The following is a 25,538-nucleotide window of genomic DNA, read 5'->3' on the forward strand; positions in this document are numbered from 1 at the left end:
CCTCATCGGCCGGCCTCGACCGTGAGCGTCGCGCCGCTGCCGAGGTCGACCACGGTGCCGGCGACCACGGTCGTGGGCTCTCCGGCGCGCAGCTTCTGCGGGGACTTGCCCGGCAGGACGATCAGGGTGCCGTTGCGCGAGTGGAGGTCGGTGACGACGACGGTGTCGCCCTCGACGGCGACCGCGACGTGCGAGCGCGAGATGTCCTCCTCGACGCCGGTCAGGGTCAGCGGGCGGGCGCCGCGCAGCGTCCGGAAGGCGGAGGCGCTCGGAGCGCGGCCGACGATCACGGCGCCGGCCAGCGGCTCGCTGCGGCCGTCCGGGAGGATCAGCCGGTAGCCTGCGGCAGCAGGGGGCTCGGCCGGTTCGGCGGGTGGCTCCGCTGCTGCTTCGACCGGGGTGCGCGCGGGGAGGTCGCCGCTCAGCACGGTCAGGCCGTCGTGGTCGCCGACCGCCGCGGCGGACGGGAAGGAGTCGGTGATGAAGCCGGGGAGGTCGATCCGGGCGGGCTCCTGCGCCTGCTCGGCCCGGACGGCGGCCTCCTCGATTCCGCGCATCATCGTCGCGCCGAAGAGGTGGTCGTAACCGGAGGGTTCACGCTCGGGGGGCTCTGCGATGGTGGACTCGGGGACGCGGGTGGGCTGGTCGACGGGTGCGGGCTCCGGAGCCACCGGCTCCAGCGTCCCCGGCTCCAGGGCCACCGGCTCCAGCGCCCCGTCCTCCAGCACCACCGGCTCGGTGATCCGCGACAGCTTCGCCGGCTCCCCACCGTCCCGTGGCGGCGCCGCAGCGTCCCCCGACGCCGTCCACACCAGCGCCGTGCCGCGCACGATGCCCTCGGCCACCGGCAGCGTCGCGCCGCCCGGCTCCCCCAGGGTCACCGCCGACGCGGCCTCCACCTGCGTCTCCAGCCAGGACGACACCGCCGCGCGCAGTTCGCGGGGGCCGCCGTCGTCCGTCACCGTCGCCGGCAGCCCGCGGACCGCGAGCAGCACGGCCTCCCCGCTCGTGTCGAGGAGCCCGAACGCCGGGGTCCGGCTCAGGCCGTCCGCGATCAGCGCGTCCAAGGTCTCGGCGAAGCCGGTCCGCACCGCGGTCAGGTAGCGCAGCAGCGGCTCGCGGCCGGCCTGCGCGACGAGGAGCGCCCGCCCGGCCGCCGCGACGACCGCCCACTCCCCTGCCGTCGCCTGCTGCACCTCGAACACGTGCGATTACTCCCTCGGCTGCGTGTCGTCGAGCTCCCGGCCGGCGAGCCTGTCGCGGGTGTCGACAGCGGCCGGAGCGTCATCCCCCGGCCTCGATTCAACCACGATCACCGTGACATTGTCGTGGCCACCCGCCGCGACCGCGGCCTCCACCAGCACGGCGGCCGGATCGTCGGGGTCGCCGGCGAGCAGTTCCGCGATCGTCTCGTCGCCGAGCTCCCTGGTCAGCCCGTCCGAGCAGATCAGGAAGGTCTGGCGCCCGGTCTCCGGCAGCAGCTCGCTGTCCGTGTCCACGAAGTCCTCTGCGCCGAGCGCCCGCGTGATCACGTTGCGCTCCGGGTGCACGGCAGCCTGCTCGGGGCTGATGAGCCCGGCGTCGACGAGTTCCTGGACCGCCGAGTGGTCGACGGTCAGGCGGCTGAGCTGCCGTCCGTCCCACCCGTAGACGCGGGAGTCGCCGACGTTGACGACCATCCACTCCTCCGCGGCGCGCTCGGGCACGCGCACCCGCACGACGCCGGTGAGCGTGGTGCCCGCGACGGCGGCGCCGGTCTCCTCGGCGTCGGACAGCGCCCGCACCGCGGCGTTCGCCTCGTCGATCGCGGTGATGACCTCCTCCGGCGTCGGGGTGGCCCCGGCGGGGAGGGTGCGGGCGAGGCTCTCAACCGCCGTCCGGCTCGCCACGTCGCCGCGTGCGTGACCGCCCATCCCGTCCGCGACCACGAAGACCGGGTCCTGCGCGAGGTAGCTGTCCTCGTTGACGTGCCGGACCGCTCCGGTGTCGCTGCGGGCGCTCACCTCGACGCGGGAAGTCATGTGCGTGGGTCCTCCGGGGAGTTCTCGGCCTGGGCGGCCTCTGCGGTCGTCGTCGCCGGTTCGTCATCCCCCTGGATGGCGTGCTCGACGGTGGTGCCGCTCAGGTGCAGCCTCACCAGACTAGCGACGGTCGCGACCACCATCGCACCGACGATCACCGCGAGGGAGGTCCAGGTGCTGATATCGGGGGCCCACTCGATGTGCTCGCCGCCGTTGACGAACGGCAGCGTGTTCTCGTGCATGGCGTGGAAGACCAGCTTGACGCCGATGAAGGCGAGAATGAACGCGATCCCGTACTTGAGGTAGACGAGCTTCTCCAGCAGGTGACCCAGCAGGAAGTACAGCTGCCGCAGCCCCATCAGGGCGAACACGTTGGCGGTGAACACGATGAACGCGCTCTGCGTGATGCCGAAGATCGCCGGGATGGAGTCGAGCGCGAACAGCAGGTCGGTCGTCCCGAGCGCCAGGAACACGATGATCAGCGGCGTGAACATCCGCCGGCCGTTCACCGTGGTGCGCAGCTTGTTGCCCTCGTACTGGTCGGAGACCTGGAGCCTGCGCCGGGCGAAGCGGATGAACCAGCTGTCCTGCGCGCCCTCGTCGTCGTGCTTCCCGAACGCCTGGTTGAACGCCGTCCAGAGCAGGAAGGCGCCGAACAGGTAGAAGATCGCGCTGAAGCTGGCGATGAGGCCGGCGCCGAGCAGGATGAACACGCCGCGGAACACCAGCGCCAGGATGATGCCCACCATGAGCACCTCCTGCTGGTACTTCCTGGGCACGGCGAACCGGCCCATGATGATCACGAACACGAACAGGTTGTCGATGCTCAGGCTGTACTCGGTGAGCCAGCCGGCGAGGAACTGCCCGGCGTGCTCGGCGTCGCCGATCAGCAGCATGAGCAGCGCAAACACCAGCGCCAGGCCGACGTAGAACGCCACCCAGAGCGCGGACTCCTTCGGGCTCGGGATGTGCGGCCGCTTGTAGACGATCAGGAGGTCGAAGGCGAGGACGAGCAGCAGGACGACGAAGCTGCCGACCTCGAACCAGAGCGGGAGGGCGAGTTCCAACGGGAGACCTTTCGAAGGGTGTGCGGGATGAACCCGAAAGTCTCTCCCGCACATCCGTGCCGCTGCGCCCGGGCCCGAACGGACCGTGATGACGTGCGCAGCGCGAGGCCGCTCGGCCTCTTCGGGATACTCCCCTTCGCGAGCACCCAGTCTACCGGGTCGGCGTGTATCGTCCCCACCATGCGGCGAGAGCTCTTCGACAGCACGGCGATCGCCTCTGCGGGCTACGACGCGGACACGGCGGTCCTGGAGATCGAGTTCGGCTCGGGCGGCGTCTACCGCTACCTGCTCGTGCCGCCGCGGGTCTGGCGGGAGTTGCAGGAGGCGGACTCGCCGGGGAGGTACTTCGCGGAGAGCGTGCGGGATCGGTTCCCCGAGGAGTGGGTGCCCTGACGGGTGGGTGCCCGGAGCGCCGGGAGCCCTGCGGATGGGTGCTCTGAGCGCCGTGCGGCTTACCGCTGCGCGAGCAGACCCGCCTGGCGCTCGTGCACTCCGGCCACCCAGTCGTAGACGGCGTCCGGCCCGAGCCGCGGGTCGTCTGCGGGGTCCTCGCCGGCCCGGAGCGCCAGCAGGTACGCCCGGTCGAGGTCGATGCGCTCCCGGAGGCCGTCGGCTCCGGTGACCGAGCCGTGGCCGGGGACGACCGTCTCGACGCCGTCCGAGATGCCCTCCAGGAGGGTCAGGGCGGCGAGGTAGTCCTCGACGGGGTCCTCCGCGCTGTGGTCGAGCAGCGGCACGAGCACATCCGACAGGAGGTCGCCGGCGACGAGGACCCCGCTCTCCTCGATCAGGAGCGCGGCGTGGCCGGCCGCGTGGGCGCGGTGCTCGACGACCCGGACGCGCGGGCCGTCCCACGGGACCCACTCGGCGCCCTCCGGGAGCGCGGTGAGCTCGCCGAACAGGGTCAGCGGCACCTCCTCCGCGATGTCGGCCGGGATCATCGGGGCGACCCGCTCCCGCCAGGAGTCGTTCGCGAGGAAGGCCTCGATCGCGCCCGCAGCGCGCGCCGTCGCGAAGCGCGGAGCCGTGCCGAAGGCGGGATGCCAGAGCACGTGGTCCCAGTGCGGATGGGTGGCGAACCCGGCCACGACCGGCGTGCCGGACGCCCGCAGCTCGGCCGCGATGCCGCCCAGCTCCGCGTCGAGGATCCCCGGATCGACCAGCAGCGCGCCCGCGCCCCCGTCGACCACGATGGTGTTGGTCTGGCAGAACTGGCTCTGGTGGACGCGCACGCCCTCGGCGACCGGATTCAGCATGGTGGCGACCGTAGCAGACGGCCGGCGCGCGCATGCGAAAAGCCCTCCCGGACGAGTGTCCGGGAGGGCTTTCGGTGTTGGTGACCCCAGCGGGATTTGAACCCGCGTTACCGCCGTGAGAGGGCGACGTCCTAGGCCGCTAAACGATGGGGCCGTTTTTGCAACTCATTGATAATGCCACAGATGGCGGCCTTCCTCCAAAACGGGGCCGTCATCCCGGGAGTGTCGCACCGGCCGTCAGACCAGGACGCGCAACGCGCCGGGCACGACCGCGACCTCGACCGGCAGCGGCCCGATCCGCTCGCCGTCTGCGTAGGCGATGACGCCCTCCGCCTCGATGCGGACCGTGCTGAGTCCGCGGAAGGAGACCTCCGGCAGGCCGGTGTGCTCGCCGCGGAAGACCTTCGGGAAGAGGCGGAGGAAGCGCGGGCGGGACATCTTCGTCACCACGAAGAGGTCGAGGCGGCCGTCGCCGAGGTCGGCGTGCGGGACGATCCGCATGCCGCCGCCGAGCGAGCGATTGTTGGCGACCGAGACGAGCATCGCCTCGGTGACGATCGGCTCGCCGTCCGCCACGATGCGGTATGGGCGGGCGTGCAAAACGGCCAGCTCGCGCAGCAGCGCGAACACGTAGCGGCTGCGGCCGCGCGGGCGCGTCATCAGGTTGGCGCGCTCGTTCACGGTCGCGTCGAAGCCGGCCGAGAGGACGCAGCCGAACCAGGTGCTGAGCTCGCTGTGCTTGTCGCCGTGCCGGATGATCCCGGCGTCGATCGTGCGCGGCGGGCGTCCCAGCGCCTCCAGGAGCTGATCGGTCGCGGCGTCGGCGTCGTCGGTGGGGATGCCGAGGCCGTCGGCGAGGTCGTTGCCGGTGCCGCTCGGCACGATGCCCAGCGGGACCTCCGTCTGCGCGACGATGTTGATGCCGAGGTTCGCCATGCCGTCTCCCCCGACCACGACAAGCGCGTCGGCGCCGGCCTCCACGGCGCGGATCGTCTCCCGGCGCAGCAGCTCGATGTTGGCCTCGTCCACCGGGATCACGGTGTGGCCGGCGGCGCGCAGCCGCTCGACGACGCGCGGCCCGACCTCGCGGCGCCGTCCGAACGACGCCATCGGGTTGACCGCGACGACCACGGTCCGAGGGGTGACAGGCATAGACCACGACTATGGCATAGCCGCCGTCCGGCGAAGCGCGACACGACCGGAACTGGCGCGCGGTCCCCGGTGGAGGTTGGATGAAGCCATGAGACTGACGAAGTTCGAACACGCCGCCCTGCTCCTGGAGGAGTCCGGGAAGAAGCTCTTCATCGATCCGGGCAGCTTCACCTCGCCGCTGACGGACACCGCGAACACGGTGGCCGTGGTGATCACGCACGAGCACGCCGATCACTGGACCCCGGAGCAGCTGAAGCGCGTCGTCGAGATGAACGCCGAGGTGCAGATCTTCGCCCCGGAAGGCGTGGCCAAAGCGGCGGCGGACTTCGACATCACGGTTGTGCACGCGGGCGACACCGTGGAGGCCGACCCGTTCACGCTCCGCTTCTTCGGCGGGCGGCACGCCGTCATCCACGAGAGCATCCCGGTGGTCGACAACCTCGGCGTGCTGGTCAACGACGAGCTCTACTACGCGGGCGACTCGTTCGTCATCCCGGAGGGCGTCGAGCTCGACGTGCTGGCGGTGCCCGCCGGCGCTCCGTGGATGAAGGTCGCGGAGACGATGGACTACGTGCTGGCGGCGAAGCCGAAGCGCAGCTTCCCCACCCACGAGATGGTGCTGTCGCGCGCGGGCAAGGACCTCTCGAACGCCCGGATCGCGTGGGCGACGGAGCAGAACGGCGGAGAGTTCTTCGCCCTCGAGCCGGGCGACACGCTCGACCTGTGAGTGGGAACGACGCACGCGCCCGAGTGACCCGGCCCGTGGGCGCCCGCCGATGACCGCCGACTCCCGCCCGGCGGTCGTCTGGTTCCGCGACGACCTCCGGGTGGCCGACAACCCGGCCCTCGACGCCGCCGCGCGCACGGGCCGCCCGGTCGTCTGCGTCTATGTCTGGGACGACGAGTCCCCCGGCCTGCGCGCACCCGGCGGCGCAGCCCGGTGGTGGCTGCACCACAGCCTCACCTCCCTCGACGCCGACCTCTGCGAGCGGGGCGCCCGGCTCACCGTTCTGCGCGGCCCGGCAGAGCAAACCATCGCCGCGCTCCTCGCCGACGTGGATGCCGCGGCCGTCTCCTGGAACCGCCGCTACGGCGGCGCGGAGCGGCGGATCGACACCGCGGTGAAGTCCGCCGCGCGGGAGGCCGGGATCGAGGCGGAGAGCTTCGGCGCGAGCCTGCTCTTCGAGCCGTGGACCATCCGCACCGGGTCCGGCACCCCGTTCTCGGTCTTCACGCCGTTCTGGCGGGCGTGCCAGTCCGTCCCGGCGCCGCGCAAGCCGCTGCCCGCGCCCGAGCGGCTGACTCCCGGCCCCGCTCTCGACGGCCTCCCGATCGACGACCTCGGGCTCCTGCCGACGCACCCCGACTGGGCGGCCGGCCTGCGCGACACCTGGGAGCCCGGCGAACGCCACGCCCACGCCGACCTCGACGCCTTCGTCTCCGACGGCCTGGCCGGTTACCGCGAGCAGCGGGACGTTCCGGGCGTCGACGGCACCTCCCGGCTGTCCCCGCGCCTGCGCTGGGGCGAGCTGAGCCCGCACCAGGTCTGGCACGCGGTCACGGTCGCGCGCGACGACGGCAGGCGGGGCGCCGCCGTGGCAGAGGCCGCGACCACCTTCCTCTCCGAGCTCGGCTGGCGCGAGTTCGCCTATCACACGCTCTTCGAGCATCCCGACCTGGCCACCGTCAACATCCATCGCGAGTACGACTCCTTCCCCTGGCCGCGCCTGCACCCGTCCGTGCTGCGCGCCTGGCAACAGGGTCGCACCGGCGTCCCGCTCGTGGACGCCGGGATGCGAGAACTGTGGACAACCGGAGTCATGCACAACCGGGTGCGGATGGTGGTCGCATCGTTCCTCACCAAGAACCTGCTGATCGACTGGCGGCGCGGCGAGCAGTGGTTCTGGGACACCCTGGTGGACGCCGACCCCGCGAGCAATCCGTTCAATTGGCAGTGGGTCGCCGGCTCAGGAGCCGACGCCGCGCCCTACTTCCGGGTCTTCAACCCCGAGCTGCAGCGCACCAAGTTCGACCGGCACGGCGACTATGTGCGGCGCTGGGCGCCGGACTGGGACACCGGCGACTACCCCGAGCCGGTCGTGGACCTGGCCGAGTCCCGGCGCGCGGCGCTGGCCGCCTACGACACGGTGAAACGCTCTCAGCGGGCGTGATCGGCGAGGATCTGGTCCACGTCGATCTGCTGCAGCAGCGCCGGCCAGTCCAGCCCGCGCGCGACGTCGGCCAGCTCCTCGTCGGCCAGCACTTTGCCGCTGCGCTCCACGACGATCCCCTTCGGAAGCTTGCGGTTCAGCTCGGCCAGGATGGCGTCGTCCACCGCCTCGGTGTCGAAGTCGGCGCCGACCTGCGCGTAGTAGTCGGAGGACAGCGTGTAGGAGACGATCCCGGTCTCGATCTGGCTCATGTGCGGCATGGTAGACCGACGGGCACGACACCCGTCAAGCCCTGCGCCCCCGTCACGCCCTGCGCTCGGCCGCCCACGCCGCGATCTCCGCCCGCCGGGAGGCGCCGAGCTTCGCGAGGATGTGCTCGACGTGCGTCGACACGGTCTTCGGGGCGATGTGGAGGACAGCGGCGATCTCCCGGTTCGTCGCGCCTCCCGCGATCTGAGCGGCGACCTCCTCCTCCCGTGCGCTGAGCGTGGACGGCACGACGCCCTCGGCGAGCCGTGCGGCCAGTTCGTCGGCACGGCGTGCGATCACCGTCCCCGGCGCTCGCGTGCGGGCCTCGGCGACGAGGGCGGCGGCCTCCACCGGGCTCCGGGTGCGCCGGGCGCACTCGGCGCGGTCCAGGATCGCCTGCGTCCCCTCCCACCAGCGGCCGAGCGCGTCCCAGCCGGCGGAGGCCGAGCCGAGCAGCTCCCGGGCGTCGGAGGGGCGCCGCTCGCGGAGGGCGAGGAGGCCGGCGGCGTGCTGCAGGGCGAACTCCGTCCCGGGGATCCGCCGTCGCTCGACCAGGGCGCCGACCCGCTCCAGCCAGGACTGCGCTCCGGCGACGTCGCCCGCCGCCAGGTACGCCCGCACGCCGGTGACCGCGAACGGGAAGGCGTAGGCGGAGTCCTCGACCCGGTGCGACTCGACCGCGCCGCGCTCGCACTGCCGGACGGCCTCGGCGGCGTCGCCCGCGAGCAGCGCCGTCTCGGCCAGGCCCCAGAGCGCCGGTGACAGCCGCTGCAGCTCCTGCATCCGCTCGCCGATCGCCTCCGCCCGGCGCAGCAGCTCGCCTGCCCGGCCGAGGTCACCGGACGACAGCGCGCAATAGCCGAGCACGTGCAGGGCGGTGACCTCGGTGGTGATGCCGCCGCGGCCGTCCGCGAGGGCGTGCCCGGCGAGCTCCGCGGCGGCACGCAGGTCGCCGGTGGCCCAGCGGACGTGCGCCAGGTGCGCGGTCAGATAGTGGGCGTCGTTCCAGCGCTCGATGCGCTCGGCGTAGGCAATCCCGTCGGCCAGCCACCCCACGCCGCGCCCGTACTGGAGCAGCACGGACGCCGACGAGCCGAGCATCCGGTACGCGCGGGCCGCCGCCTCCTCCCGGCCGTGCGCCGCGCCCTCCTCCGCCGCAGTGCGCAGCAGGTCCCAGGCCGGGTCGCCGTCGCCCGCGAACACCAGGACGGACCCGAGGGTGGCGTCGACGCCGATCTGGTCGGCCTCCGCGGTGAGGAGCGGGCGGGCCTCCTCCGCTACCCGCCTGGCGTCGTCCAGCCGCCGCTCGAGCATGGCGGCCGCGGCCTGCGCGGCGAGCAGCCGGCCGCGCACCTGGACGGCCTCCGCGTCGTCGTCGCCGTCGATCCAGCCGAGCGCGGCGCGGAGGTCGGCCACCCGCGAGGGGCAGTCCGCGCCGAGGAGGTGCCGGGCGGCGACGAGCGCCGGCGCGACCGCGGCGGCCTCCCGTGCGACGCCTGCCGCCCGGTAGAGCTCGATGGCGCGGGCGAACTCGGCCTCGGCCTCCCGGTTCGCGTCGACGGCGGCGAGCTCGGCCCCGAGCCTGCGCAGGAGGTCGGCGCGGTCGCGGCCCTCCACGGCGAGCGGCATCGTCCGCTGGGCGCGACGGTAGAGGTCGGCGGCCTCGCGGTGCGCCGACAGCATGGAGGCGCGCTCGGCCGCACGCCGGGCCAGCGCGTAGGCCGTGCGCGCGCGCCCTGCCCGTTCGGCGTGCAGCGACAGCAGCGCGTCGGACAGGCCGGCGCCGGCGTCCACCACGCGACCGTGCAGGGTGCGCCGGCGCGCGGACGGGACGGCCGAGTACACGGCGTCGCGGATGAGGGCGTGCCGGAAGTCGTAGCCGCCCGCCGTCGCGCGGACCAGGAGGTGCTGCGCCGCGAGGTCGTCGAGGGCGGCCTCCCGCGCGGCCCGGTCCAGCTCGTCGCCGACGACCACCGCGAGCAGCCGCACGTCGAACTCGCGTCCGATCACCGCCGCCGCGTCCAGCACCGCCGCCGACGCCGGTGTCAGCGCGCGCGTCCGGGAGAGGACGGCAGCGGCCACGGTCTCCGGCGCGCCGCCGGGGTCGTCGGAGCCGCCGAAGCCGCCCAAGCCGTCCGCGAGCAGCTCCTCCACGTGCAGCGGGATGCCGTCGCTCACGGCGTGCAGCCGCTCGGCCTCCTCGGCGGACGGCTCGGTCCCCCGGATCGCGGCGAGCATGCGCGCGACCCCGTCGGCGCCGAGCCGCTCGGGCCGCACCTCCTCCGCCAGCCGGTGCCCCACCAGGTCGAGCCGCCAGGAGGTCGCCTCCGCCGCGACCTCCGGGTCCTCGGTGCGGAACGTCGCGACCACGAGGCTCGGCCGCTCGCGCACGGCGACCGCGACCCTGCGCAGGACATCGAGCCCGAGTTGGTCGGCCCAGTGCACGTCCTCCAGAGCCAGAATGGTCGGCAGCGTGAGCGCGGTCGCGAGCGTGGTGGCCAGCTCGGCGACCAGGAGACGGCGCCGGGCGGTGCGCGCTGCCGGATCGGCGGCGTCCGCCGGGTCGCCGTGCAGCACCAGTCCCCTGATCCGTTCGGCCGCCGGTGCGTCGCCCGCCTCGGCCAGCGAGGCGGCGACGCCGAGCAGCAGCATCCCCGGCGTCTCGCGGTCGTCCGCGTACGCGTCGGCGTGCACGCGGCGCACGTCGCTGAGTGCGACGACCTCCTCCATCAGCCTCGACTTGCCGATCCCGGCCTCGCCTGCGATCAGCAGGAGGCCGCCCCGGCCCTCCAGCGCGGCGGCCTGACGACGGCGCGCCAGCGCGAGCAGGTCCAGCCTGCCCACGAACACCGGGCACACGCGTTCGGCGCCCCGGAACGATGCCGGCGCCGCATCCATGCGCGAAGCATAGCGCCGCGCGCGGCCGCGCAGCACCGGGATCGGTCGGATGACCGATGCCGCGCAAGCGGGCGCGCGACGAGACTCCTTCTCGTCGCGGGGAGGATCCCCGGCGGCACGAGGAGAAGGAGCCGATCATGGCACGATTCATGGACATCCACGATGGATTCGTCGGCGTCACGGAGGACCAGCTCGCCGAAGCCCACGCCGCCGACCTGGCGGTCGAGGGCGAGGAGGGCGTGCACTTCGAGACCGCCTGGCTCGACCCGGAGAGCGGCAAGGTGTTCTGCCTGTCGACCGGGCCGTCCAAGGAGGCGGTCATGCGCGTGCACGAGAAGGCCGGCCACCCCACCGATCAGGTCTACGCCGTCGACATCATGGTCTGACACCCGGTCCACGCGGGTCAGGCCCACGCGGCGTAGAGTGCGCCGCATGACGGATCGACACGACGAGGCGCCCGAGCCTGCCGAGTACCGCGAACACGAGCTGAGGGACAAGGTCTCCGGGCTCGGGGACACGCCGGAGGACGCCCTGGAGGAGGTGGCGAGCCGCAACGACTCGCTCGAGGAGCGGCTGCCGGACGAGGAGCTGAGCGTCAGCGGGCGCGGTTCCTCCGAGCACGACGACGAGGAGGATCCCGACGTGCCCCGCGCCGAGGGGGCACCCGGCCAGGGGTAGGCCGCCGCGGTCGTCCCTCACTGGGGACTGGGAGGCCGTCCCGCACGTCCGTACGCTGGCGGGGATGAACGACGACGGACGGCGCACGAAGCGCATGCGCGACCGCGCCGCAGGCGCCGCGGTGATGGAGCAGGTGGTCCGTCTGCACACGCAGTCGCCGCCGCGATCCGCCCTGGCCCGCGCTCTCGGCGCTCCGCCGATCGGTGCGGACACGGCGCCCTGGTTCGCCGGCGCGCTCGGCGAGCGGGAGGTGGGCGCGCTGCTCGACCGGCTGCCCGAGGGCTGGAGCGTCTTCCACGCCATCCCGGTCGGCACACGCCCTGACGCCTCCGGAGCGGTCGCCGACGTCGACCACATCGTGGCCGGGCCGGCCGGCGTGTTCGTCGTCAACACCAAGCACCACCGTGGACAACGCGTGTGGGTGGGCGAGCGCGCGGTGCTGGTCGCCGGTCAGAAGCAGCCGTACCTCCGCAACTCCGACCTGGAGGCCTCCCGCGTCCGCGGCGTGCTCGCCCAGGCGGGCATCGTGGCGCCCGTGACGGCCGTGGTCGCGCTCGTCGGGACCAAAGAGGTCACCGTGCGGCAGCAGCCGCGCCGCGTGATGGTGCTGCGGGCCGAAGGGCTCGTGCGCTGGCTGACGCGACGTCCTGCCGTGCTGGACGCCGCCACGACGTCCGCCGTGGCACGCCTGTTCGACGACCCGGCGACCTGGCGTACGGTGGACTCCTCCTCCGACACGCTGGAGCGGTTCGCGGTGATCGAGCGCGAGGTCAGGAACGCACAGCTCGTGCGCTTCGGCTGGGGCCTCGCGGCGGCGCTCGGCGTGGTCGCCGTCGCGCTCCCCCTGATCCCCGCGCTGACCCGCTGATCGCTAGACCGGGACCGCCGCCGTCCGCATCGTGAGCGAGGCCGCCTCCACGTCGTAGTCGAGCTCCACGCGGATGGCCGCGACCTCCGCGAGCGAGCGCAGATGAGTGCCGCCGCACGGGATCTCGACCACGCCGTCCGGGAGCCCGGCCCGCCAGCGCCGCCGCTCCCCCAGCCCGTCGCCGTCGCGCTCGATCGAGATGGCGACGTCCGCCCCTGCCGCCACCCAGCCGGCGAGCCGCGCATTGGCGGCGTCGGTCACCGCGGCGAGCGCGCCGGGCAGCTCCGCAGCGGCGAAGCCCTTCTTCCGCAGGCTCTTGCCGATGCGGTACTCGTCCACCGAGCCGTCCGGGAGGATGCGCGAGGAGGCGATGGCGAGCTGGTCGAACGCCGGCTTGCCGCGGCCGTCGACCGGGACCTCCTTCGTCCAGAGGCCGGAGAGCGCCTCGTCCAGCGCGAGCGAGGCCAGGTGGCACGCGGTGTGGCCGGTCGAGAGTCCGTCGCGGGCCTCCGCGTCGACCGCCACCTCGACGGCGGCGCCCGGCTCGACGCCGGTCGCGTCGTCCACGAGGTGGCAGACCAGGAACGCCCAGCCCTCGGTGCCGGTGCGGACCGGGGCGTCGCCGACGTGCAGCGTGGTGCCGTCCGTCGCGCCGACGACCGCGGCGACCACCGGGACGACCCGGCCGCCCACGGTCAGCGTGCCCGTGTCTGCGGGCTGGTCGGGCCAGACCGGGTCGACCGGGTGGAAGGCCGTGCGGTCGAGGATCACGGCGCTGCGGCCGTCTGCGAGCGGCTCGACGTGCAGGACCGTTCCGGTGGAGGCGAGGTCGCCGTCGGGGTAGGTGACGGCGGTGTCCGCGGTGGGGAGGGTCATCCCTCCAGCGTAGGGGACCCTCCCACCGCGGCCTCCCGGCGCGGGCTACTTCGTGAGCGAGTCCACGTACGCGGAGTGCGCCTTCATCCACTTCTCGACGATGCCGTCGTACTGGCTGGCGTCCGCCTTGCCGTTGTACATCGCATTCTCGAGCGAGTAGAGCATGTCGGACTTCATGTGGAACTTCTTCACCCACGTCGCGATCTGCGGGAACTTCCGCGGGAAGTCCTTGCTCGCGATGGAGTGGATGGACTCGGCCGCTCCCAGGGTGTTCTTCGGGTCCTTGAGGTCCTTCAGCTGCCACTGGTCGTAGGCCCAGTGCGGGCGCCACAGCGTGACCGCGATGTTGTCGTGCTTCTGCATCGCGCTGGACAGCTCGGCGAGCATGGCGGGCGTGGAGGATGTGACGTAGTCCATCTTCCCGAGCCCGTACTCCGGGATGACCTTCTTCTGGGTCGCCTCGGTGAGCCCGGCGCCCGGCTCGATGCCGACCAGCCGGTTGCCGAAGTCCGAGGCGTGCGACGCGAGCTGGTCGAGCGAGTCGATCGGGGCGTCCTTGTTGACCGCGATGGTCAGCTTGGCCTCGTCGTTCCACGCCCCCAGGTCGGTGAGGTGCGCGCCGTACGTCTTCATGTACTGCGCGTGCGTGGTCGGCAGCCAGCCGTCGAACGCCACGTCGTAGTCCCCCGTGCTGAGCCCGGCGAAGGCCGGGCCCGCGTCGGCGTACTCGAACTGCACCCGGTAGCCCTCGCGCTCCAGCACGTGCTTCCACAGGTAGGAGGCCGCCTCGCCCTCCGGCCAGCCGTTGAACACGGCGACCTTCACGTCGCCCTTGTCGCCGCCCGCGGTGGAGGCCGCGCTCACGGCCGTCCCGCCGATGACGACCAGGAGGCCGGCGCCGAGCACCGCGAGCGCGCGCTTCGGCATCCGCAGCCGCGCCTTTCCGACCGAGGCGGTGAGGCGGTCGAGGATGATCGCCAGGATGACGACGGCGATGCCCGCCTCGAAGCCGAGCCCGACGTCCACCCGGCTGAGCGCCTGGACGATGTCGCGGCCGAGGCCGCCACCGCCGACCATGCCCGCGATGACGACCATGGAGAGCGACAGCATGATGACCTGGTTGACGCCGGCGAGGATCGACGGCATCGCGAGCGGCAGCTGGATCTGACGGAGGATGCGGCGCGGCGGCGAGCCGAACGCACGGCCAGCCTCCACCAGCTCGGTGTCGACGCCGCGGATGCCGAGCTCGGTGAGCCGCACGCCCGGCGCCATCGCGAACACGATGGTGGCGACCATGCCGGGCACCACGCCCACCCGGAACAGGATGAGCGCCGGGATCAGGTACACGAACGCGGGCATCGTCTGCATGAAGTCGAGCACCGGCCGGATGATCGCCGACGCCGTCCTCGACCGGGCGGCCAGGATGCCGAGCGGCACGCTCAGCGCGATCGCGATGGCCGAGGAGACCAGCACGAGCGCGAGGGTGTCCATCGCGTTCGGCCACTGGCCGATCCCGGCGATGAGCAGGGGCCCGAGCACGGCGCCCGCGCCGAACACCCAGCCGCGCAGCCAGACCGCGAGGATCGCGAGGATGAGGATGACGCCCCAGAACGGCGGCGTCTGCAGCGCCCAGTCGACGCCGTCGTACATCCCGGTGAAGACCACGCGGATGACGTCGAACAGGCCGCCGAAGGTGGTGGTGACGAAGTCGACGACCGCGGTCGCCCACTGGCCGAGCGGGATCAGGTGCGCCGTGTTCACGCGACCACCTCCGCCTCGTCCGCCCCGACCGGGATGGGGTCGCCGCCGGCGCTCTCCCGCAGGGCCAGCGTCATCGCGTCCACCGGCACGGTCGCGGGCGGCTCGACGACGACCGGGATCTCGGTGGTGTCGCTGGAGACGTTCCCGAGCGCCGCGAGCAGGGTGACCCGCGGGATGACGCCGAGCAGGCGGCGCTGGTCGTCGACGACGGCCAGCGGCAGGGCGCTGCCGACGGCAGGCTCCACCAGCTCGCTCAGCACCTCGTCCCGCGACACCGTCGCGATGTCCTCGTCGATCGCCTCGGTCAGGTCGCCCTGGCCGTCGCGGACCTGGCGCATCACGTCGCGGTCGCGCACGGCGCCGAGCAGTCGCCGGCCCTGGCCGACGACGAACGCGGCGGAGGTCTGGAGGTCGCGCATGGTCCGCATCGCGGCGCGCGGCCCGCCCGCCACGGTGACCAGCGCGCGGGCCGGCTCCATCACGCTCGCGGCGGTGAGCACGCGGGCGCGGTCGACGTCCTGCACGAAGCTGGCGACGTAGTCGTTCGCGGGGTCGGTGAGGATCTCCTCCGGCGTGCCGGTCTGGACGATCCGGCCGTCGCGCATGACAGCGATCCGGTCGCCGAGGAACATCGCCTCGTTGAGGTCGTGCGTGATGAAGACGATGGTCTTGCCGAGCGTGCTCTGCAGTTCGAGCAGCTGCTCCTGCATCTCGCGGCGGATGAGCGGGTCGAGCGCGGAGAACGCCTCGTCCATCAGCAGGACGTCGGTGTCGGCGGCCAGCGCACGGCCGAGGCCGACGCGCTGTTGCATCCCGCCGGAGAGCTCGCCGGGGAGCTTGTCGCCCCAGCCGCCGAGGCCGACCAGCTCGAGCACCTCGGCCGCGCGCTCGCGGCGCTCGGCGGCGGACATCCCGCGCACCTCCAGGCCGTAGGCGATGTTGTCGAGGACGGTGCGGTGCGGAAGCAGAGCGAAGTGCTGGAACACCATCGAGATGTGCTGCTGGCGGACGGCGCGGAGCTTCGCGCCAGCGAGGCCAGTGATCGTGGTGCCCATGACCTCCACGTCGCCCGCCGTGGGCTCCAGCAGCCCGTTGAGGAGCCGGATCAGGGTGGACTTGCCCGAGCCGGACAGGCCCATCACGACGAAGATCTCGCCGCGCTTCACGGTCAGACTCGCGTCGATGACGGCGGCCGTGCCGAGCCCGGCGACGTCCTTCCGGCTCGCGCCCTCCCGCAGCCGGCGCACGGACTCCTGGGGTTTGCGTCCGAAGACTTTGAAGATGTTCCTCGCCTCGACGGCGATCGTGTTGCTCAAAACGTGTTCTCTCCGCGGTGCGCGCTCGCGTCTGGTGGACGCGCGCACTCTGGTCACGCCCGGGCCGACGGCATGCGGCGACGGCAGCACGACTCGAGCGCGGGCCTTCCGCGCGAATCGCCATCGCTGGCGCGACCATCGGGGTGCGCCCACGCCAGCCGACCGTACGATCCGAGCGGGGCCACCGGTGCGGCCGCACGGCCCGGGATCGCGGGCTGGTTCACCTCGCCCGCGCCGAGTCGTCCGGCGCACGAGGCCCCTCGACGCTATCAGGGTTCTCGCAGCGACCGCGAATCGAGAGCGGGTGAAACCGGGTGCGGGGAGCCGGCGGACCTTCCGCGCGCCGCGCGATTCCGGCAGAGTGTGCGCATGGCCAACTCCACGGGCGACCACGCCTGGCACCGCGTCCCGATCGAGCCGCAGAGCGTCGACGCGCCGCTCTCGCGCGCGGCCGTCTTCCTCGTCGTGACGGTCGCGGACTCCCCCGACGCCGTCGCGACCGCGCGGGATGTCGTGGCGAACATCTCCGACCTGGTGAAGACGGTCGGCTTCCGCGATCTGAACGCCCACCTGTCGTGCAACATCGGCGTCGGGGCGGCGTTCTGGAGCAGGCTGACCGACGCCGCGCCGCCGAAGGAGCTGCGCCCGTTCCAGGAGATCCGCGGAGCGGTCCACACGGCCGTCGCGACACCGGGCGACCTGCTGTTCCACATCCGGGCCGAGCGCGGCGACTTCTGCTTCGAGTTCGAGCGGCAGCTGCTGGACAACCTCGGCGACGCGGTGACCGTGGTGGACGAGGTGGTCGGCTTCCGGTACTTCGACTCCCGCGACCTCCTCGGCTTCGTCGACGGCACGGCGAACCCGACCGGCGGCGACATGGCGGGCTCCGCGATCGTCGGCGACGAGGACGCCGCGTACGCCGGCGGCAGCTACGTCGTCGTGCAGAAGTACCTGCACGACCTCGCCTCCTGGGACCGCCTCCCCGTGCCGTCGCAGGAGGGCGTGATCGGCCGCACGAAGGTGGAGAACATCGAGCTGCCGGACGTCGAGCACGGCCAGAAGGCCCACAAGCAGCTGACGACGATCACCGACGAGAACGGTGTCGAGCACGACATCCTGCGCGACAACATGCCGTTCGGCAGGCCGGGCCACGGCGAGTTCGGCACGTACTTCATCGGCTACTCGCGCGAGCTGTGGGTGATCGAGCGGATGCTGGAGCGGATGTTCATCGGGGACCCGCCCGGCAGCCACGACCGCATCCTGGACTTCTCCACCGCCGCGACCGGAACGACGTTCTTCGTCCCGACGCGCGGGTTCCTCGAGTCGCTGGGCGACTGAGCCCGGGGCGTGCCCTGGCGCTTCGCGACTTGCCCCACGCCGATCCCGGCGACGACGATCGCGACGCCGAGGAGCTGACGCCCGCTGAGCGACTCGCCCGCCACGAGCGCGCCCAGGGCGACGCCGGTGATCGGGTTGAGCAGGCCGACCAGCCCGGCGACGGCCGGACCGAGCCGCCGGATGCCCGCGAACCAGGCCAGGAACGCCAGCGCCGTCGCGACGAGCGAGACGTAGGCGAAGCCGGCGATGGCGGGCCCGTCGAGCCCGGGAGGCGCGCCCTCGAACGCGACGGCGAACGGCACGACGAGCAGGCCGCCCGCGACGAGCTGCCAGGCGGTCGAGGAGAGCACGTCGACGTCGCTCCAGCGCGCGGCGAGCACGTAGCCCGCCGCCGAGAGCAGCATGGCCGCGATGGCCGCGGCGACGCCGAGCGGGTCCACCGGCGCTGCGCCCCCGAGCAGCATCACCGCGACGCCGGCGACTCCCGCGAGCGCACCGGCCAGCGAGAGCAGCCGAGGCCGCTGGCCCAGCAGCATCCAGCCGAAGCCCATCATGGCCAGCGGCGAGGTCGCCATGACCGTCGAGGCGACCGACGACGGCAGCAGCTTCGCGACGGCGTAGACCAGCACGAAGAACCCGCCCGCGTTGAGCGTTCCGAGCAGCGGAGCACGCCACCACCACGACCCGCGCGGCAGTCTCCTGACGACCGCGAGCAGCAGGAGCCCGGCGGGCAGCGCGCGCAGCACCGCGCCCCACAGCGGCGCGTCCGGGAGGACGGCGCGGGTGACGACGTAGGTCGAGCCCCAGGCGATGGGCGCGATCGCTGTGACAGCGATCCAGCGGAATTTACCTTCCATGGAAGACATAATAGCTTCCGCGGAAGCTATTATGGAACCGTGAGCTCACCCGATCATGTCGCCCGCATCCAGGAGGAGTGGCGCCGCGAGCGTCCCGACCTCGACCCGTCCCCGCAGGGCGTGATCGGCCGCCTGCACCTGGTCGCCGGGCTGCTGACCGACGAGCTGGTCGCCGTCTACGCGCAGCACGGGCTGACCGAGGGCGACTTCGACGTGCTCGCGACGCTTCGGCGCGCGGGAGCCCCCTACGAGCGCACCCCGGGCGAGCTCGCCGAACACACGATGGTCACCTCCGGGGGTATGAGCAAGCGCATCGACCGGCTGGAGGGCGCCGGGCTGGTCTCGCGGCGCGCCTCCTCCACGGACGGCCGCGGCCGGGTGGTCGCCCTCACCCCGGACGGGCTCGAGCGGATCGACGCCGCGGTCACCGCGCACCTGGCCAACGAGCGGCGGCTGGTGGACGAGCTCTCCCCCGCCGACGCACGCGCGCTGGAGCGCATTCTGACCGGCTGGCTGGGGCGGCTCGGCGGCTGACCGATCCGCGGCGCGGCGCCGGCCGTCGGCCACGTGACGCCGCATGACGCGCGCGCCCGCAACAGGTCGTCATCTTCGTGGCGACGGGTGGCGGCGGCAGGGTACAAAAGGCCATCATGTCGCGCATCTTCACGAGCAAGTTCAACCCGGGCCGCGCCCGCTGGGAGCTGGTGGTCAGCCCGCGCGGCGACGTCTACGCGTTCCCGCTCACGCTGCCGATCGCGCAGCGGCAGGTGCTCGGCGGCCACCGGCGGTACCTGGTCGGCAAGGTCGCGAAGCGGCAGGAGACGTGGACAGCGGCCGGGCCCTCCGGGCTCGTCTACGGCACGACCTTCCCGACGCTGCCCTCCGCCCTGGAAGCCATCGCCGACGAAGTCGACCTCGCGCCGGTGCCCTGATGAGCGACGGCTAGGCCGACTTCAGCAGCGCATCCTCCAGCGCCACCCACGGGAGCATCGCGCACTTCACGCGGGTCACGTAGCGGGAGACGCCGGCCAGCGCGACCGCGTCGCCCAGCAGCTCCTCGTCGCCCTCCAGAGCACCCTTCGACTGCATCAGCTCGCGGAACGCCGCGATCGACGCCGCCAGTTCCGCACGGTCGGTGTCGTGCACGAGGTCGCTGAGCAGGGAGGCCGAGGCGGTCGAGATCGAGCAGCCGTGGCCCTCCCAGCTGATCGCGTGGATCCGGCCGTCCGCGTCCGGATGCACGCCGACGGTCACCTCGTCGCCGCAGGTCGGGTTGAACTGGTGCGAGCTGGCGGCGGCGTCCTCCCGCAGGCCGTAGCCGTGCTTCTCCCGCGCGTGGTCGAGGATGACCTGCTGGTACAGGTTCTGCAGGTCACTCATCGGCCGCTCACCCCGAAGAAGTCGCGCGCGTCCGCGACGGCCGCGACGGCGGCGTCCACCTCGTCGGCCGTGTTGTAGAGGTACGCGCTGATCCGGGTGGAGGCCGTGGCGCCGAACCGGCGGTGCACCGGCTGCGCGCAGTGGTGGCCGACCCGGACCGCGATGCCGCGATCATCCAGGAACTGCCCGACATCATGCGCGTGGATGCCGTCCACGACGAAGCTCGCCAGTCCGACGCGCTCGACGTCGGCGCCCGGGCCGAGGACGCGCACGCCGGGGATCCCCGCCAGCCCGGCGAGCATCCGCGCGCCCAGCTCCGCCTCGTGCGCCTCGATCGCCGGCATCCCGACCGCTTCGAGGTAGTCGACCGCCGCGGCGAGCGCGACCGCCTGCGACACCCGCTGGGTGCCGGCCTCGAAGCGCTGCGGCGCCGGCAGGTACTCGGCGTGGTCGAGCGTCACGGTCGTGATCATGGAGCCTCCGGTGAGGAACGGGGGCAGCGCATCCAGCAGCTCGGTGCGGCCGTACAGGCCGCCGACGCCGGTCGGGCCGAGCATCTTGTGGCCGGAGAAGACCGCGAAGTCGACGCCGAGCGCCGGGAGGTCGACGGCGAGGTGCGGCACGGACTGGCAGGCGTCCAGCACGGCGAGCGCGCCGTGCGCGTGCGCCAGCGCCACCAGTTCCGCGACCGGGTTGATCGCGCCGAGCACGTTGGAGACGTGCGTGAAGGCGACGACCCTCGTGCGCGGCCCGATCAGCTCGGCCGCCTGGTCGAGCCGCAGCAGGCCGTCGTCGGTCAGCCCGATGACCCGCAGGGTCGCGCCGGTGCGCGCCGCCAGCTCCTGCCACGGGATGAGGTTGGCGTGGTGCTCCGCCTCCGTGACGACGAGCTCGTCGCCCGGGCCCACCCGGAACCGCTCGGCGGCCTCGCCGCCGCGGCCGGCGGACGCGTTCGACATCCCGTAGGCGAGGAGGTTGAGGCCCTCGGTGGCGTTGGAGGTCCAGACCAGCTGCTCTGGGCGGGCTCCGACGAAGCGCGCGACCCGCGCGCGGGCGTCCTCGAACAGCTCGGTGGCCTCCCCCGCGACGGTGTGGGCGCCGCGGTGCACGGCGGACGTGAACCGCTCGGCGAAGTCGCGTTCGGCGTCCAGCACCTGCCGGGGCTTCTGCGACGTGGCGCCGGAGTCCAGGTAGACGAAGGGGTGGCCGTTCACCTCGCGGGAGAGGATCGGGAAGTCCGAGCGGAGCCGGACCGGGTCGAGGGTGTCGGTGCGCATACTGTGCTCAACGCTACCGGGGTTCGCTGCAATCCCGCCGTGCGTGACGGCGCCGGTGCTACGGGTCCGGGCGCGCGGCTCGCCAGTAGGCTCGGGGCATGGTCGAACGGACGAACGGCTCCCCGTGGTTCTTCATCGGCGGCATCCTGCTCGTCGTGGTGGGGCTGGCCGGTCCGCTCCTCGTCGACGCCGCGACGGGCGACGTCCAGTGGGTCGTGCGCGGGATCGGGGTGCTCGTCGCGATCGGCGGCGGCGTGCTGATCGGGTTCGGTCTGCGGAGGCGCCGGGGGCGCTGAGACCGCCGCCCCGACGCAGGCGCGGCGAACGGCGCAGCCGCGGCGAACGGCGCTGGACGCGCCCGCGGATGCGGCGTAAATTCGCCGCGTGCGCTCTCGGCTGCTGGTGCCGGCGGCGATCGTCGCGGCGATCGCGCTCCCCACGCTGCTCGCGTCGCCCGCGTCGGCGGCGACGACGGGACTCTGGGCGGGCTGGAGCACGACCGGCACGAACTCCTTCACGGTCCAGGTCGCGAACACGCCGGCGATCAGCGCGACCGTGACGACGGACTCGCGCCAGGGCCAGATCGGGGTGATCAGCGGAGCGTCGACGTGGCTCGGCGCGGGCACACCGGTCGGTGCGAAATACGGTTCCAGCCAGGGGAAGCCCTACCTCAACCTCCGGCCCAAGGCCGACTCCCCGAGCGCGCCGTCGACCACGACATACTCGTTCGCCGCGCCCACCCCGACCTCCGGCTGGACGTTCGTGCTCGGCGACATCGACGCGGACGCCGTGCAGGTGCGCGCGATCGGCCCCGACGGCGCACTGCTCACGGCTGCGCAGCTCGGCTACCGCGGCGGCTTCAACTACTGCGCTCCCGGAGTCGCCGGGAAGCCGTCGTGCACGGGGTCCGCCACCGACATCCCGAGCTGGGATCCGGCGACGCTCACCCTCACCGGCAATGCGGCGGCGACCGACACGAACGGCTCCGCCGGCTGGTTCGAACCGAACGCCCCGATCTCGGCGCTGACCTTCCTCTTCCGGCAGCGGTCCGGACTCCCCGTCTACCAGACCTGGTTCGCCTCGCTCGCGCGCGACATCACCGGGACCGTCACAGCGACGACCGGCTCGGCGGCCGGGGCCACCCTGACCCTGCGTGACGCGGACGGCGCGGTCGTCGCCACCACGACCTCCGCCGCGGACGGCAGCTACTCCTTCGCGGGCGTGCAGGCGAGCGCCGGCTACACGGTGACCTTCGCGCCGCCGGCGGGCTCCATCGCCGACGGGGCGCGCACGAAGCCGGCGGACCTCTCGGCCGCCGACGCAGTCGTGGACTTCGCGACGCACGTCATCGTCCCGGTCGCCGTCGGCGGCACCGTGCGCGACACCGACGGCGCCCCCGTTCCGAACGCGACCGTCCAGCTGGCGCCCGGCCTCACGACCACGACGGGACCGGACGGCGGTTATCTGTTCGACACCGCGGCAGTGGGCACGTACCAGGTGCAGGTCGTCGGCGTCCCCGCCGGCTACACGGTGCTGGGCGGACCGGTCGCGGTCACCGTCCCTCCCGGATCCGAGACACCCATCGGCGGAGTGGACTTCACCCTGCGCGCGAGCCCCGACCTCACCGGCACGGTGGCGGACGCGGGCGGCGGGGTCGCCGGCGTCGTCGTGACCGCGACCTCCGCCGGCGGTTCGGTCAGCGCGGTCACGGAGGCCGACGGCTCGTACCGGCTGCCCGGGCTCGCCGCAGGCGGCTACACCGTGACCGTCGCAGCGCCGCCCGGCTACAGCGTCAGCGGCCCCGCGAGCCGCGCCGAGACCGTGGCGACGGCCGACGTGACCGGCGTGGACTTCGCGCTCACCCGCTCCGGGGCGGTCGAGGGCACGGTCGCCTCCCCGGCCGGACCCGTCGCGGGTGCGGAGGTGATCGTCCAGGGGATGTCCGGCACGATCGCGCTGACGACCGGGGCCGACGGGACGTATGCGACGGGAGGCCTCGCCGCGGGCGTCTACACGATCACCGTGACTCCGCCCGCCGGGTACGTCGACGCCGGGGCGTCGCAGCGGACCGTCACGATCACCGCCGCCGGCGAGTCCGTCACCGGACAGGACTTCGCCCTGGCTGCGGCGGCGACTCCGCCTCCTCCGCCTGCTCCGCCTGCATCGGGTGGTGGTCCGTCGGGCACCGGAGCGTCCACCGTGCCCACCGGTGAGCTCGCGGACACGGGCTCGGACGCCGCGCCCGCCGCGGCGGCCGGCCTGCTGGCGATCGCCGGCGGTGCGGCGCTGACGATCGCGGGCCGGGCGCGGAGGATGCGGAGCAGCACCCCGATGCGGTGACGGTGCCGACGGCATGTCGGCCGCCTCCACCTGCTAGCCTGACCTCGCGCATCCGGGGGGACTGCGCAGCGGTCTCGCTCGTGGGGGGAACATGAATCGTCGTCAGGCCGTGCTGGCCGCTGTCCTGCTGTCCGTCGTCGCCGCCGCGCTGGTCGGATTCGGCTCGGCGGCCGTGCTCGACTCGCTCACGGGCGCGGGACCCACTCCGACGGTGCACCGGACTCCGTAGCCGGGCTCGTCTCTCCTGGCGTCCCGCGGCCGACCCGACTCGACGGCGCCTTACTCCACCGCCGCCCGCGCCAGGTCCCGCAGCTCGACCAGCCGCCCCGCCGCGCCACCGCGGCCGCCGCGGATCGCGATGTGCTGCCGCGCCGACGGCGTGAACGCGGCGTCCAGCGCGTAGGTCACCATCAGCAGGTAGAACCGCAGCAGCCGGGACGCGTCCGCCCGCAGCTGCTCCTGCTCCGGCTCGCACGTCATCCCGTCGAGCCAGCGCGAGAGCTGGGTGAAGGCGATCCGCAGCCGGAGGCCCTGGCGCGCGTCGGCCACACCGAGACGGCGGTCCGCGGGCCGGACCCCGACCGGGTGGCCGGGCTCCCCCGCCACTGCGCACCGTTCCAGGAGGCTCTCCGCGGCGGACAGGTGCGACACGGCTTCGTCCAGCACGGCGAGCAGCGTCAGCGCGCTCAAACCGTCTTCCGCCAGGGCCGCCGGGTCGGCGTCGCGTGCTCGGGAGAACCAGCCCATCGAGGCGCCTCCCTCCTGCCGGTGTCCTGCTGAAGTGGTCCGATTGTACGCTCGCGCGCCGGGGGCAGGCTCGCCCTTTACCCCCGATGTCCGACCTGAACAAGGTCCTTCCTCGGGGGCCGGAACGCGTCTAGCGTCCGCTCCGGCAGTTCCAACGACCCTCCCGTCGCAGAGGCGGGTGAAGGAGGAGGCACCGAGATGACGGACCGTAGGCCCCCAGCAGACGAACCGACCGGGACCCGGGCGTACGAGCCGGAGACGCGGGCGTACGACGCGGCGCCCCGCGACGAGGCCCTCGCCGACGGCACGGCGACCGTGCCGGCCGCCGGAGCGCACAGGGCGGCGGGTGAGCCGGTCGAGCCGGTCGCCGCGCGCCCGGTGTCCGCGCGGGCCGCGGGCGAGCCGGTGGACGACGCGGTGGACGACCCGGCCGGCACGCGCCGCGTGGACGACCGCTCCCTCGACGAGGAGCCGGTGGACGAGTACCCGCGCGCCGCCCGCTACCCGAGCGACACCCGCGAGGAGACGGACGAGGCGGTCCGGGTCGACGGCAACCGGACGCTGCGCGAGAACGTGGTCGCCCGCGAGCGCAGCGAGTTCGGCGGCATGAAGTTCGGCTCCGCGTTCTTCGGCTGGCTGACCGCGACCGGGATGGCGGTCCTGCTGACGGCGCTGGTCGCCGCGGCGGGCGCGGCCGTCGGCTTCGGCGCGACCGGCGGCGGCAACGCGGCCGCGAACGCCGCGAACAAGAACGCCGCCACGATCGGCATCGCCGGCGCGATCGCACTCGTCGTGATCGCGTTCGTGGCCTACTACTGCGGCGGCTACGTCGCCGGCCGGATGGCCCGGTTCGACGGCGCCCGCCAGGGGCTGGCGGTGTGGATCTGGGCGATCATCATCGCGGTCGTGGTCGCCGTCCTGACCCTCATCCTCGGCGCGCAGTACAACATCCTCGGCAACATCAACGGGTTCCCGCGCATCCCGCTGGACGAGGGCAGCGTCACGGTGACCGGCATCATCACCGCGGTGGCCGTGGCCATCGTCAGCCTCGCGGGCGCCGTGCTCGGCGGAGTGGCCGGCATGCGCTACCACCGCCGGGTCGACCGGGTCGGGCTGGGGAGCTGATCGACCGGCACTTCGTCTCGGGTCTCGAACAGAGAGGTGCAGCCGGTCTCACCCCGTCCTGTGGATGAGATCGGCCGCACCGTCACCCGCATCATGGAGTGACCTTCGGTCGCGGAACCCCCGTGCCGCTATCCCGGTCGAATGATCATGCCTGCCGGGGG

General features: G+C 73.2%; 26 protein-coding genes, 1 tRNA gene and 1 pseudogene. 13 read left to right on the forward strand and 15 right to left on the reverse strand.

What is annotated here, in order from left to right:
- Positions 1-2: 2 nt before the first annotated feature.
- From F1C12_RS04925 to F1C12_RS04935, 3 genes are read right to left on the reverse strand one after another with little or no spacing between them, the layout of a single operon-like run.
- Positions 3-1,205 carry an FHA domain-containing protein gene (locus tag F1C12_RS04925; protein WP_185277693.1) on the reverse strand — a complete coding sequence of 401 codons (1,203 nt, stop codon included), beginning with the start codon at positions 1,203-1,205 and terminating at the stop codon, positions 3-5.
- A 6-nt stretch (positions 1,206-1,211) separates the two neighbouring features.
- Complete coding sequence (locus tag F1C12_RS04930; RefSeq protein WP_185277694.1) at positions 1,212-2,021, reverse strand: PP2C family protein-serine/threonine phosphatase; 810 nt, start codon at positions 2,019-2,021, stop codon at positions 1,212-1,214.
- Positions 2,018-3,088, reverse strand: a complete 1,071-nt coding sequence (locus F1C12_RS04935) for a TerC family protein (RefSeq protein WP_185277695.1) — start codon at positions 3,086-3,088, stop codon at positions 2,018-2,020. Before F1C12_RS04935 ends, F1C12_RS04930 begins: the two co-directional genes overlap by 4 nt.
- A 180-nt stretch (positions 3,089-3,268) precedes the next feature.
- On the opposite strand from F1C12_RS04935, the gene F1C12_RS04940 reads away from it, so the two are divergent.
- Complete coding sequence (locus F1C12_RS04940) at positions 3,269-3,481, forward strand: KTSC domain-containing protein (RefSeq protein ID WP_185277696.1); 213 nt, start codon at positions 3,269-3,271, stop codon at positions 3,479-3,481.
- Positions 3,482-3,540: 59 nt separating this feature from the next.
- Here F1C12_RS04940 and F1C12_RS04945 read toward each other — a convergent pair whose 3' ends face one another.
- The 3 genes from F1C12_RS04945 to F1C12_RS04955 all read right to left on the reverse strand — a co-directional run bounded on the left by F1C12_RS04945 (position 3,541) and on the right by F1C12_RS04955 (position 5,496).
- Positions 3,541-4,344 (reverse strand): MBL fold metallo-hydrolase, encoded by an 804-nt coding sequence (locus F1C12_RS04945; RefSeq protein ID WP_185277697.1) that lies wholly within the window; start codon positions 4,342-4,344, stop codon positions 3,541-3,543.
- A 78-nt stretch (positions 4,345-4,422) separates the two neighbouring features.
- A tRNA-Glu gene (locus F1C12_RS04950) sits at positions 4,423-4,498 on the reverse strand.
- 83 nt (positions 4,499-4,581) lie between these two features.
- A complete protein-coding gene (locus F1C12_RS04955; RefSeq protein WP_185277699.1) occupies positions 4,582-5,496 on the reverse strand; it encodes a diacylglycerol kinase family protein in 915 nt (304 codons plus the stop codon).
- A gap of 88 nt (positions 5,497-5,584) precedes the next feature.
- On the opposite strand from F1C12_RS04955, the gene F1C12_RS04960 reads away from it, so the two are divergent.
- Both F1C12_RS04960 and F1C12_RS04965 read left to right on the forward strand, forming a co-directional pair.
- Positions 5,585-6,223: an MBL fold metallo-hydrolase gene (locus tag F1C12_RS04960; RefSeq protein WP_185277700.1), complete on the forward strand. Its 639-nt coding sequence runs from the start codon at positions 5,585-5,587 to the stop codon at positions 6,221-6,223.
- A gap of 49 nt (positions 6,224-6,272) precedes the next feature.
- Complete coding sequence (locus tag F1C12_RS04965; protein WP_185277701.1) at positions 6,273-7,667, forward strand: cryptochrome/photolyase family protein; 1,395 nt, start codon at positions 6,273-6,275, stop codon at positions 7,665-7,667.
- On the opposite strand, the gene F1C12_RS04970 is transcribed toward F1C12_RS04965, so the two are convergent.
- Together F1C12_RS04970 and F1C12_RS04975 are read right to left on the reverse strand one after the other, a co-directional pair.
- Complete coding sequence (locus tag F1C12_RS04970; RefSeq protein WP_258046123.1) at positions 7,655-7,918, reverse strand: hypothetical protein; 264 nt, start codon at positions 7,916-7,918, stop codon at positions 7,655-7,657. The two genes, F1C12_RS04965 and F1C12_RS04970, sit on opposite strands and share 13 nt — an antisense overlap.
- A gap of 52 nt (positions 7,919-7,970) precedes the next feature.
- Positions 7,971-10,814, reverse strand: coding sequence for a helix-turn-helix transcriptional regulator (locus F1C12_RS04975; RefSeq protein WP_185277703.1), 2,844 nt, complete (start codon positions 10,812-10,814; stop codon positions 7,971-7,973).
- Positions 10,815-10,951: 137 nt separating this feature from the next.
- Here F1C12_RS04975 and F1C12_RS04980 point away from each other — a divergent pair, with 137 nt between their 5' ends.
- The 3 genes from F1C12_RS04980 to F1C12_RS04990 all read left to right on the forward strand — a co-directional run bounded on the left by F1C12_RS04980 (position 10,952) and on the right by F1C12_RS04990 (position 12,360).
- On the forward strand, positions 10,952-11,200 hold the full coding sequence (locus tag F1C12_RS04980) for an SCO4226 family nickel-binding protein (RefSeq protein WP_185277705.1): 249 nt from the start codon (positions 10,952-10,954) through the stop codon (positions 11,198-11,200).
- 46 nt (positions 11,201-11,246) lie between these two features.
- Positions 11,247-11,492, forward strand: a complete 246-nt coding sequence (locus F1C12_RS04985; protein WP_185277706.1) for a hypothetical protein — start codon at positions 11,247-11,249, stop codon at positions 11,490-11,492.
- 64 nt (positions 11,493-11,556) lie between these two features.
- Positions 11,557-12,360 carry a nuclease-related domain-containing protein gene (locus F1C12_RS04990; RefSeq protein WP_258046124.1) on the forward strand — a complete coding sequence of 268 codons (804 nt, stop codon included), beginning with the start codon at positions 11,557-11,559 and terminating at the stop codon, positions 12,358-12,360.
- Between the two features lie 3 nt (positions 12,361-12,363).
- Here F1C12_RS04990 and F1C12_RS04995 read toward each other — a convergent pair whose 3' ends face one another.
- From F1C12_RS04995 to F1C12_RS05005, 3 genes are read right to left on the reverse strand one after another with little or no spacing between them, the layout of a single operon-like run.
- Positions 12,364-13,236 (reverse strand): metal-dependent hydrolase, encoded by an 873-nt coding sequence (locus tag F1C12_RS04995; protein ID WP_185277708.1) that lies wholly within the window; start codon positions 13,234-13,236, stop codon positions 12,364-12,366.
- Positions 13,237-13,281: 45 nt separating this feature from the next.
- Positions 13,282-14,997 (reverse strand): ABC transporter permease/substrate binding protein, encoded by a 1,716-nt coding sequence (locus F1C12_RS22830; protein WP_219732681.1) that lies wholly within the window; start codon positions 14,995-14,997, stop codon positions 13,282-13,284.
- Entirely contained in the window at positions 14,994-16,313 is a 1,320-nt protein-coding gene (locus tag F1C12_RS05005) for a quaternary amine ABC transporter ATP-binding protein (protein WP_185277709.1), read from the reverse strand. Before F1C12_RS05005 ends, F1C12_RS22830 begins: the two co-directional genes overlap by 4 nt.
- Before the next feature lie 369 nt (positions 16,314-16,682).
- On the opposite strand from F1C12_RS05005, the gene F1C12_RS05010 reads away from it, so the two are divergent.
- Positions 16,683-17,651 (forward strand): Dyp-type peroxidase, encoded by a 969-nt coding sequence (locus F1C12_RS05010; protein ID WP_185277710.1) that lies wholly within the window; start codon positions 16,683-16,685, stop codon positions 17,649-17,651.
- Positions 17,652-17,752: 101 nt separating this feature from the next.
- Here F1C12_RS05010 and F1C12_RS05015 read toward each other — a convergent pair.
- A pseudogene (locus tag F1C12_RS05015) lies at positions 17,753-18,517 on the reverse strand (EamA family transporter); the annotation flags it as partial.
- Positions 18,518-18,547: 30 nt separating this feature from the next.
- Between F1C12_RS05015 and F1C12_RS05020 the strand changes: the two are divergent.
- Complete coding sequence (locus F1C12_RS05020) at positions 18,548-19,042, forward strand: MarR family winged helix-turn-helix transcriptional regulator (RefSeq protein ID WP_185277712.1); 495 nt, start codon at positions 18,548-18,550, stop codon at positions 19,040-19,042.
- Positions 19,043-19,158: 116 nt separating this feature from the next.
- On the forward strand, positions 19,159-19,440 hold the full coding sequence (locus tag F1C12_RS05025; protein ID WP_185277713.1) for a hypothetical protein: 282 nt from the start codon (positions 19,159-19,161) through the stop codon (positions 19,438-19,440).
- A 10-nt stretch (positions 19,441-19,450) separates the two neighbouring features.
- Here F1C12_RS05025 and sufU read toward each other — a convergent pair whose 3' ends face one another.
- Entirely contained in the window at positions 19,451-19,888 is a 438-nt protein-coding gene (gene sufU, locus F1C12_RS05030) for a Fe-S cluster assembly sulfur transfer protein SufU (protein ID WP_185277714.1), read from the reverse strand.
- Entirely contained in the window at positions 19,885-21,165 is a 1,281-nt protein-coding gene (locus F1C12_RS05035) for a SufS family cysteine desulfurase (protein ID WP_185277716.1), read from the reverse strand. The genes sufU and F1C12_RS05035 overlap by 4 nt, the downstream gene beginning before the upstream one ends.
- A gap of 98 nt (positions 21,166-21,263) precedes the next feature.
- On the opposite strand from F1C12_RS05035, the gene F1C12_RS05040 reads away from it, so the two are divergent.
- The 3 genes from F1C12_RS05040 to F1C12_RS05050 all read left to right on the forward strand — a co-directional run bounded on the left by F1C12_RS05040 (position 21,264) and on the right by F1C12_RS05050 (position 23,734).
- Positions 21,264-21,461: a hypothetical protein gene (locus F1C12_RS05040; RefSeq protein WP_185277717.1), complete on the forward strand. Its 198-nt coding sequence runs from the start codon at positions 21,264-21,266 to the stop codon at positions 21,459-21,461.
- Positions 21,462-21,549: 88 nt separating this feature from the next.
- Entirely contained in the window at positions 21,550-23,505 is a 1,956-nt protein-coding gene (locus F1C12_RS05045) for an MSCRAMM family protein (protein WP_258046125.1), read from the forward strand.
- Positions 23,506-23,596: 91 nt separating this feature from the next.
- Positions 23,597-23,734: a hypothetical protein gene (locus F1C12_RS05050; RefSeq protein WP_185277719.1), complete on the forward strand. Its 138-nt coding sequence runs from the start codon at positions 23,597-23,599 to the stop codon at positions 23,732-23,734.
- A 50-nt stretch (positions 23,735-23,784) separates the two neighbouring features.
- Here the strand turns inward: F1C12_RS05050 and F1C12_RS05055 are convergent, their stop codons facing one another.
- Complete coding sequence (locus F1C12_RS05055) at positions 23,785-24,252, reverse strand: hypothetical protein (RefSeq protein ID WP_185277720.1); 468 nt, start codon at positions 24,250-24,252, stop codon at positions 23,785-23,787.
- Positions 24,253-24,450: 198 nt separating this feature from the next.
- On the opposite strand from F1C12_RS05055, the gene F1C12_RS22655 reads away from it, so the two are divergent.
- Complete coding sequence (locus F1C12_RS22655; protein ID WP_258046126.1) at positions 24,451-25,377, forward strand: hypothetical protein; 927 nt, start codon at positions 24,451-24,453, stop codon at positions 25,375-25,377.
- Positions 25,378-25,538: the final 161 nt, after the last annotated feature.

This window comes from Leifsonia shinshuensis (assembly GCF_014217625.1).
In the GTDB taxonomy this organism is placed as follows: domain Bacteria; phylum Actinomycetota; class Actinomycetes; order Actinomycetales; family Microbacteriaceae; genus Leifsonia; species Leifsonia shinshuensis_A.

Excerpts from the sequence above, each read along its gene's own strand:
- F1C12_RS04930 (WP_185277694.1), bottom strand. The coding sequence starts at position 2,021 with ATGACTTCCCGCGTCGAGGTGAGCGCCCGCAGCGACACCGGAGCGGTC.
- F1C12_RS04940 (WP_185277696.1), top strand. The coding sequence starts at position 3,269 with ATGCGGCGAGAGCTCTTCGACAGCACGGCGATCGCCTCTGCGGGCTAC.
- F1C12_RS04945 (WP_185277697.1), bottom strand. The coding sequence starts at position 4,344 with ATGCTGAATCCGGTCGCCGAGGGCGTGCGCGTCCACCAGAGCCAGTTC.
- F1C12_RS04955 (WP_185277699.1), bottom strand. The coding sequence starts at position 5,496 with ATGCCTGTCACCCCTCGGACCGTGGTCGTCGCGGTCAACCCGATGGCG.
- F1C12_RS04960 (WP_185277700.1), top strand. The coding sequence starts at position 5,585 with ATGAGACTGACGAAGTTCGAACACGCCGCCCTGCTCCTGGAGGAGTCC.
- F1C12_RS04965 (WP_185277701.1), top strand. The coding sequence starts at position 6,273 with ATGACCGCCGACTCCCGCCCGGCGGTCGTCTGGTTCCGCGACGACCTC.
- F1C12_RS04970 (WP_258046123.1), bottom strand. The coding sequence starts at position 7,918 with ATGAGCCAGATCGAGACCGGGATCGTCTCCTACACGCTGTCCTCCGAC.
- F1C12_RS04975 (WP_185277703.1), bottom strand. The coding sequence starts at position 10,814 with ATGGATGCGGCGCCGGCATCGTTCCGGGGCGCCGAACGCGTGTGCCCG.
- F1C12_RS04980 (WP_185277705.1), top strand. The coding sequence starts at position 10,952 with ATGGCACGATTCATGGACATCCACGATGGATTCGTCGGCGTCACGGAG.
- F1C12_RS04985 (WP_185277706.1), top strand. The coding sequence starts at position 11,247 with ATGACGGATCGACACGACGAGGCGCCCGAGCCTGCCGAGTACCGCGAA.
- F1C12_RS04990 (WP_258046124.1), top strand. The coding sequence starts at position 11,557 with ATGAACGACGACGGACGGCGCACGAAGCGCATGCGCGACCGCGCCGCA.
- F1C12_RS04995 (WP_185277708.1), bottom strand. The coding sequence starts at position 13,236 with ATGACCCTCCCCACCGCGGACACCGCCGTCACCTACCCCGACGGCGAC.
- F1C12_RS05010 (WP_185277710.1), top strand. The coding sequence starts at position 16,683 with ATGGCCAACTCCACGGGCGACCACGCCTGGCACCGCGTCCCGATCGAG.
- F1C12_RS05025 (WP_185277713.1), top strand. The coding sequence starts at position 19,159 with ATGTCGCGCATCTTCACGAGCAAGTTCAACCCGGGCCGCGCCCGCTGG.
- sufU (WP_185277714.1), bottom strand. The coding sequence starts at position 19,888 with ATGAGTGACCTGCAGAACCTGTACCAGCAGGTCATCCTCGACCACGCG.
- F1C12_RS05035 (WP_185277716.1), bottom strand. The coding sequence starts at position 21,165 with ATGCGCACCGACACCCTCGACCCGGTCCGGCTCCGCTCGGACTTCCCG.
- F1C12_RS05040 (WP_185277717.1), top strand. The coding sequence starts at position 21,264 with ATGGTCGAACGGACGAACGGCTCCCCGTGGTTCTTCATCGGCGGCATC.
- F1C12_RS05050 (WP_185277719.1), top strand. The coding sequence starts at position 23,597 with ATGAATCGTCGTCAGGCCGTGCTGGCCGCTGTCCTGCTGTCCGTCGTC.
- F1C12_RS05055 (WP_185277720.1), bottom strand. The coding sequence starts at position 24,252 with ATGGGCTGGTTCTCCCGAGCACGCGACGCCGACCCGGCGGCCCTGGCG.
- F1C12_RS22655 (WP_258046126.1), top strand. The coding sequence starts at position 24,451 with ATGACGGACCGTAGGCCCCCAGCAGACGAACCGACCGGGACCCGGGCG.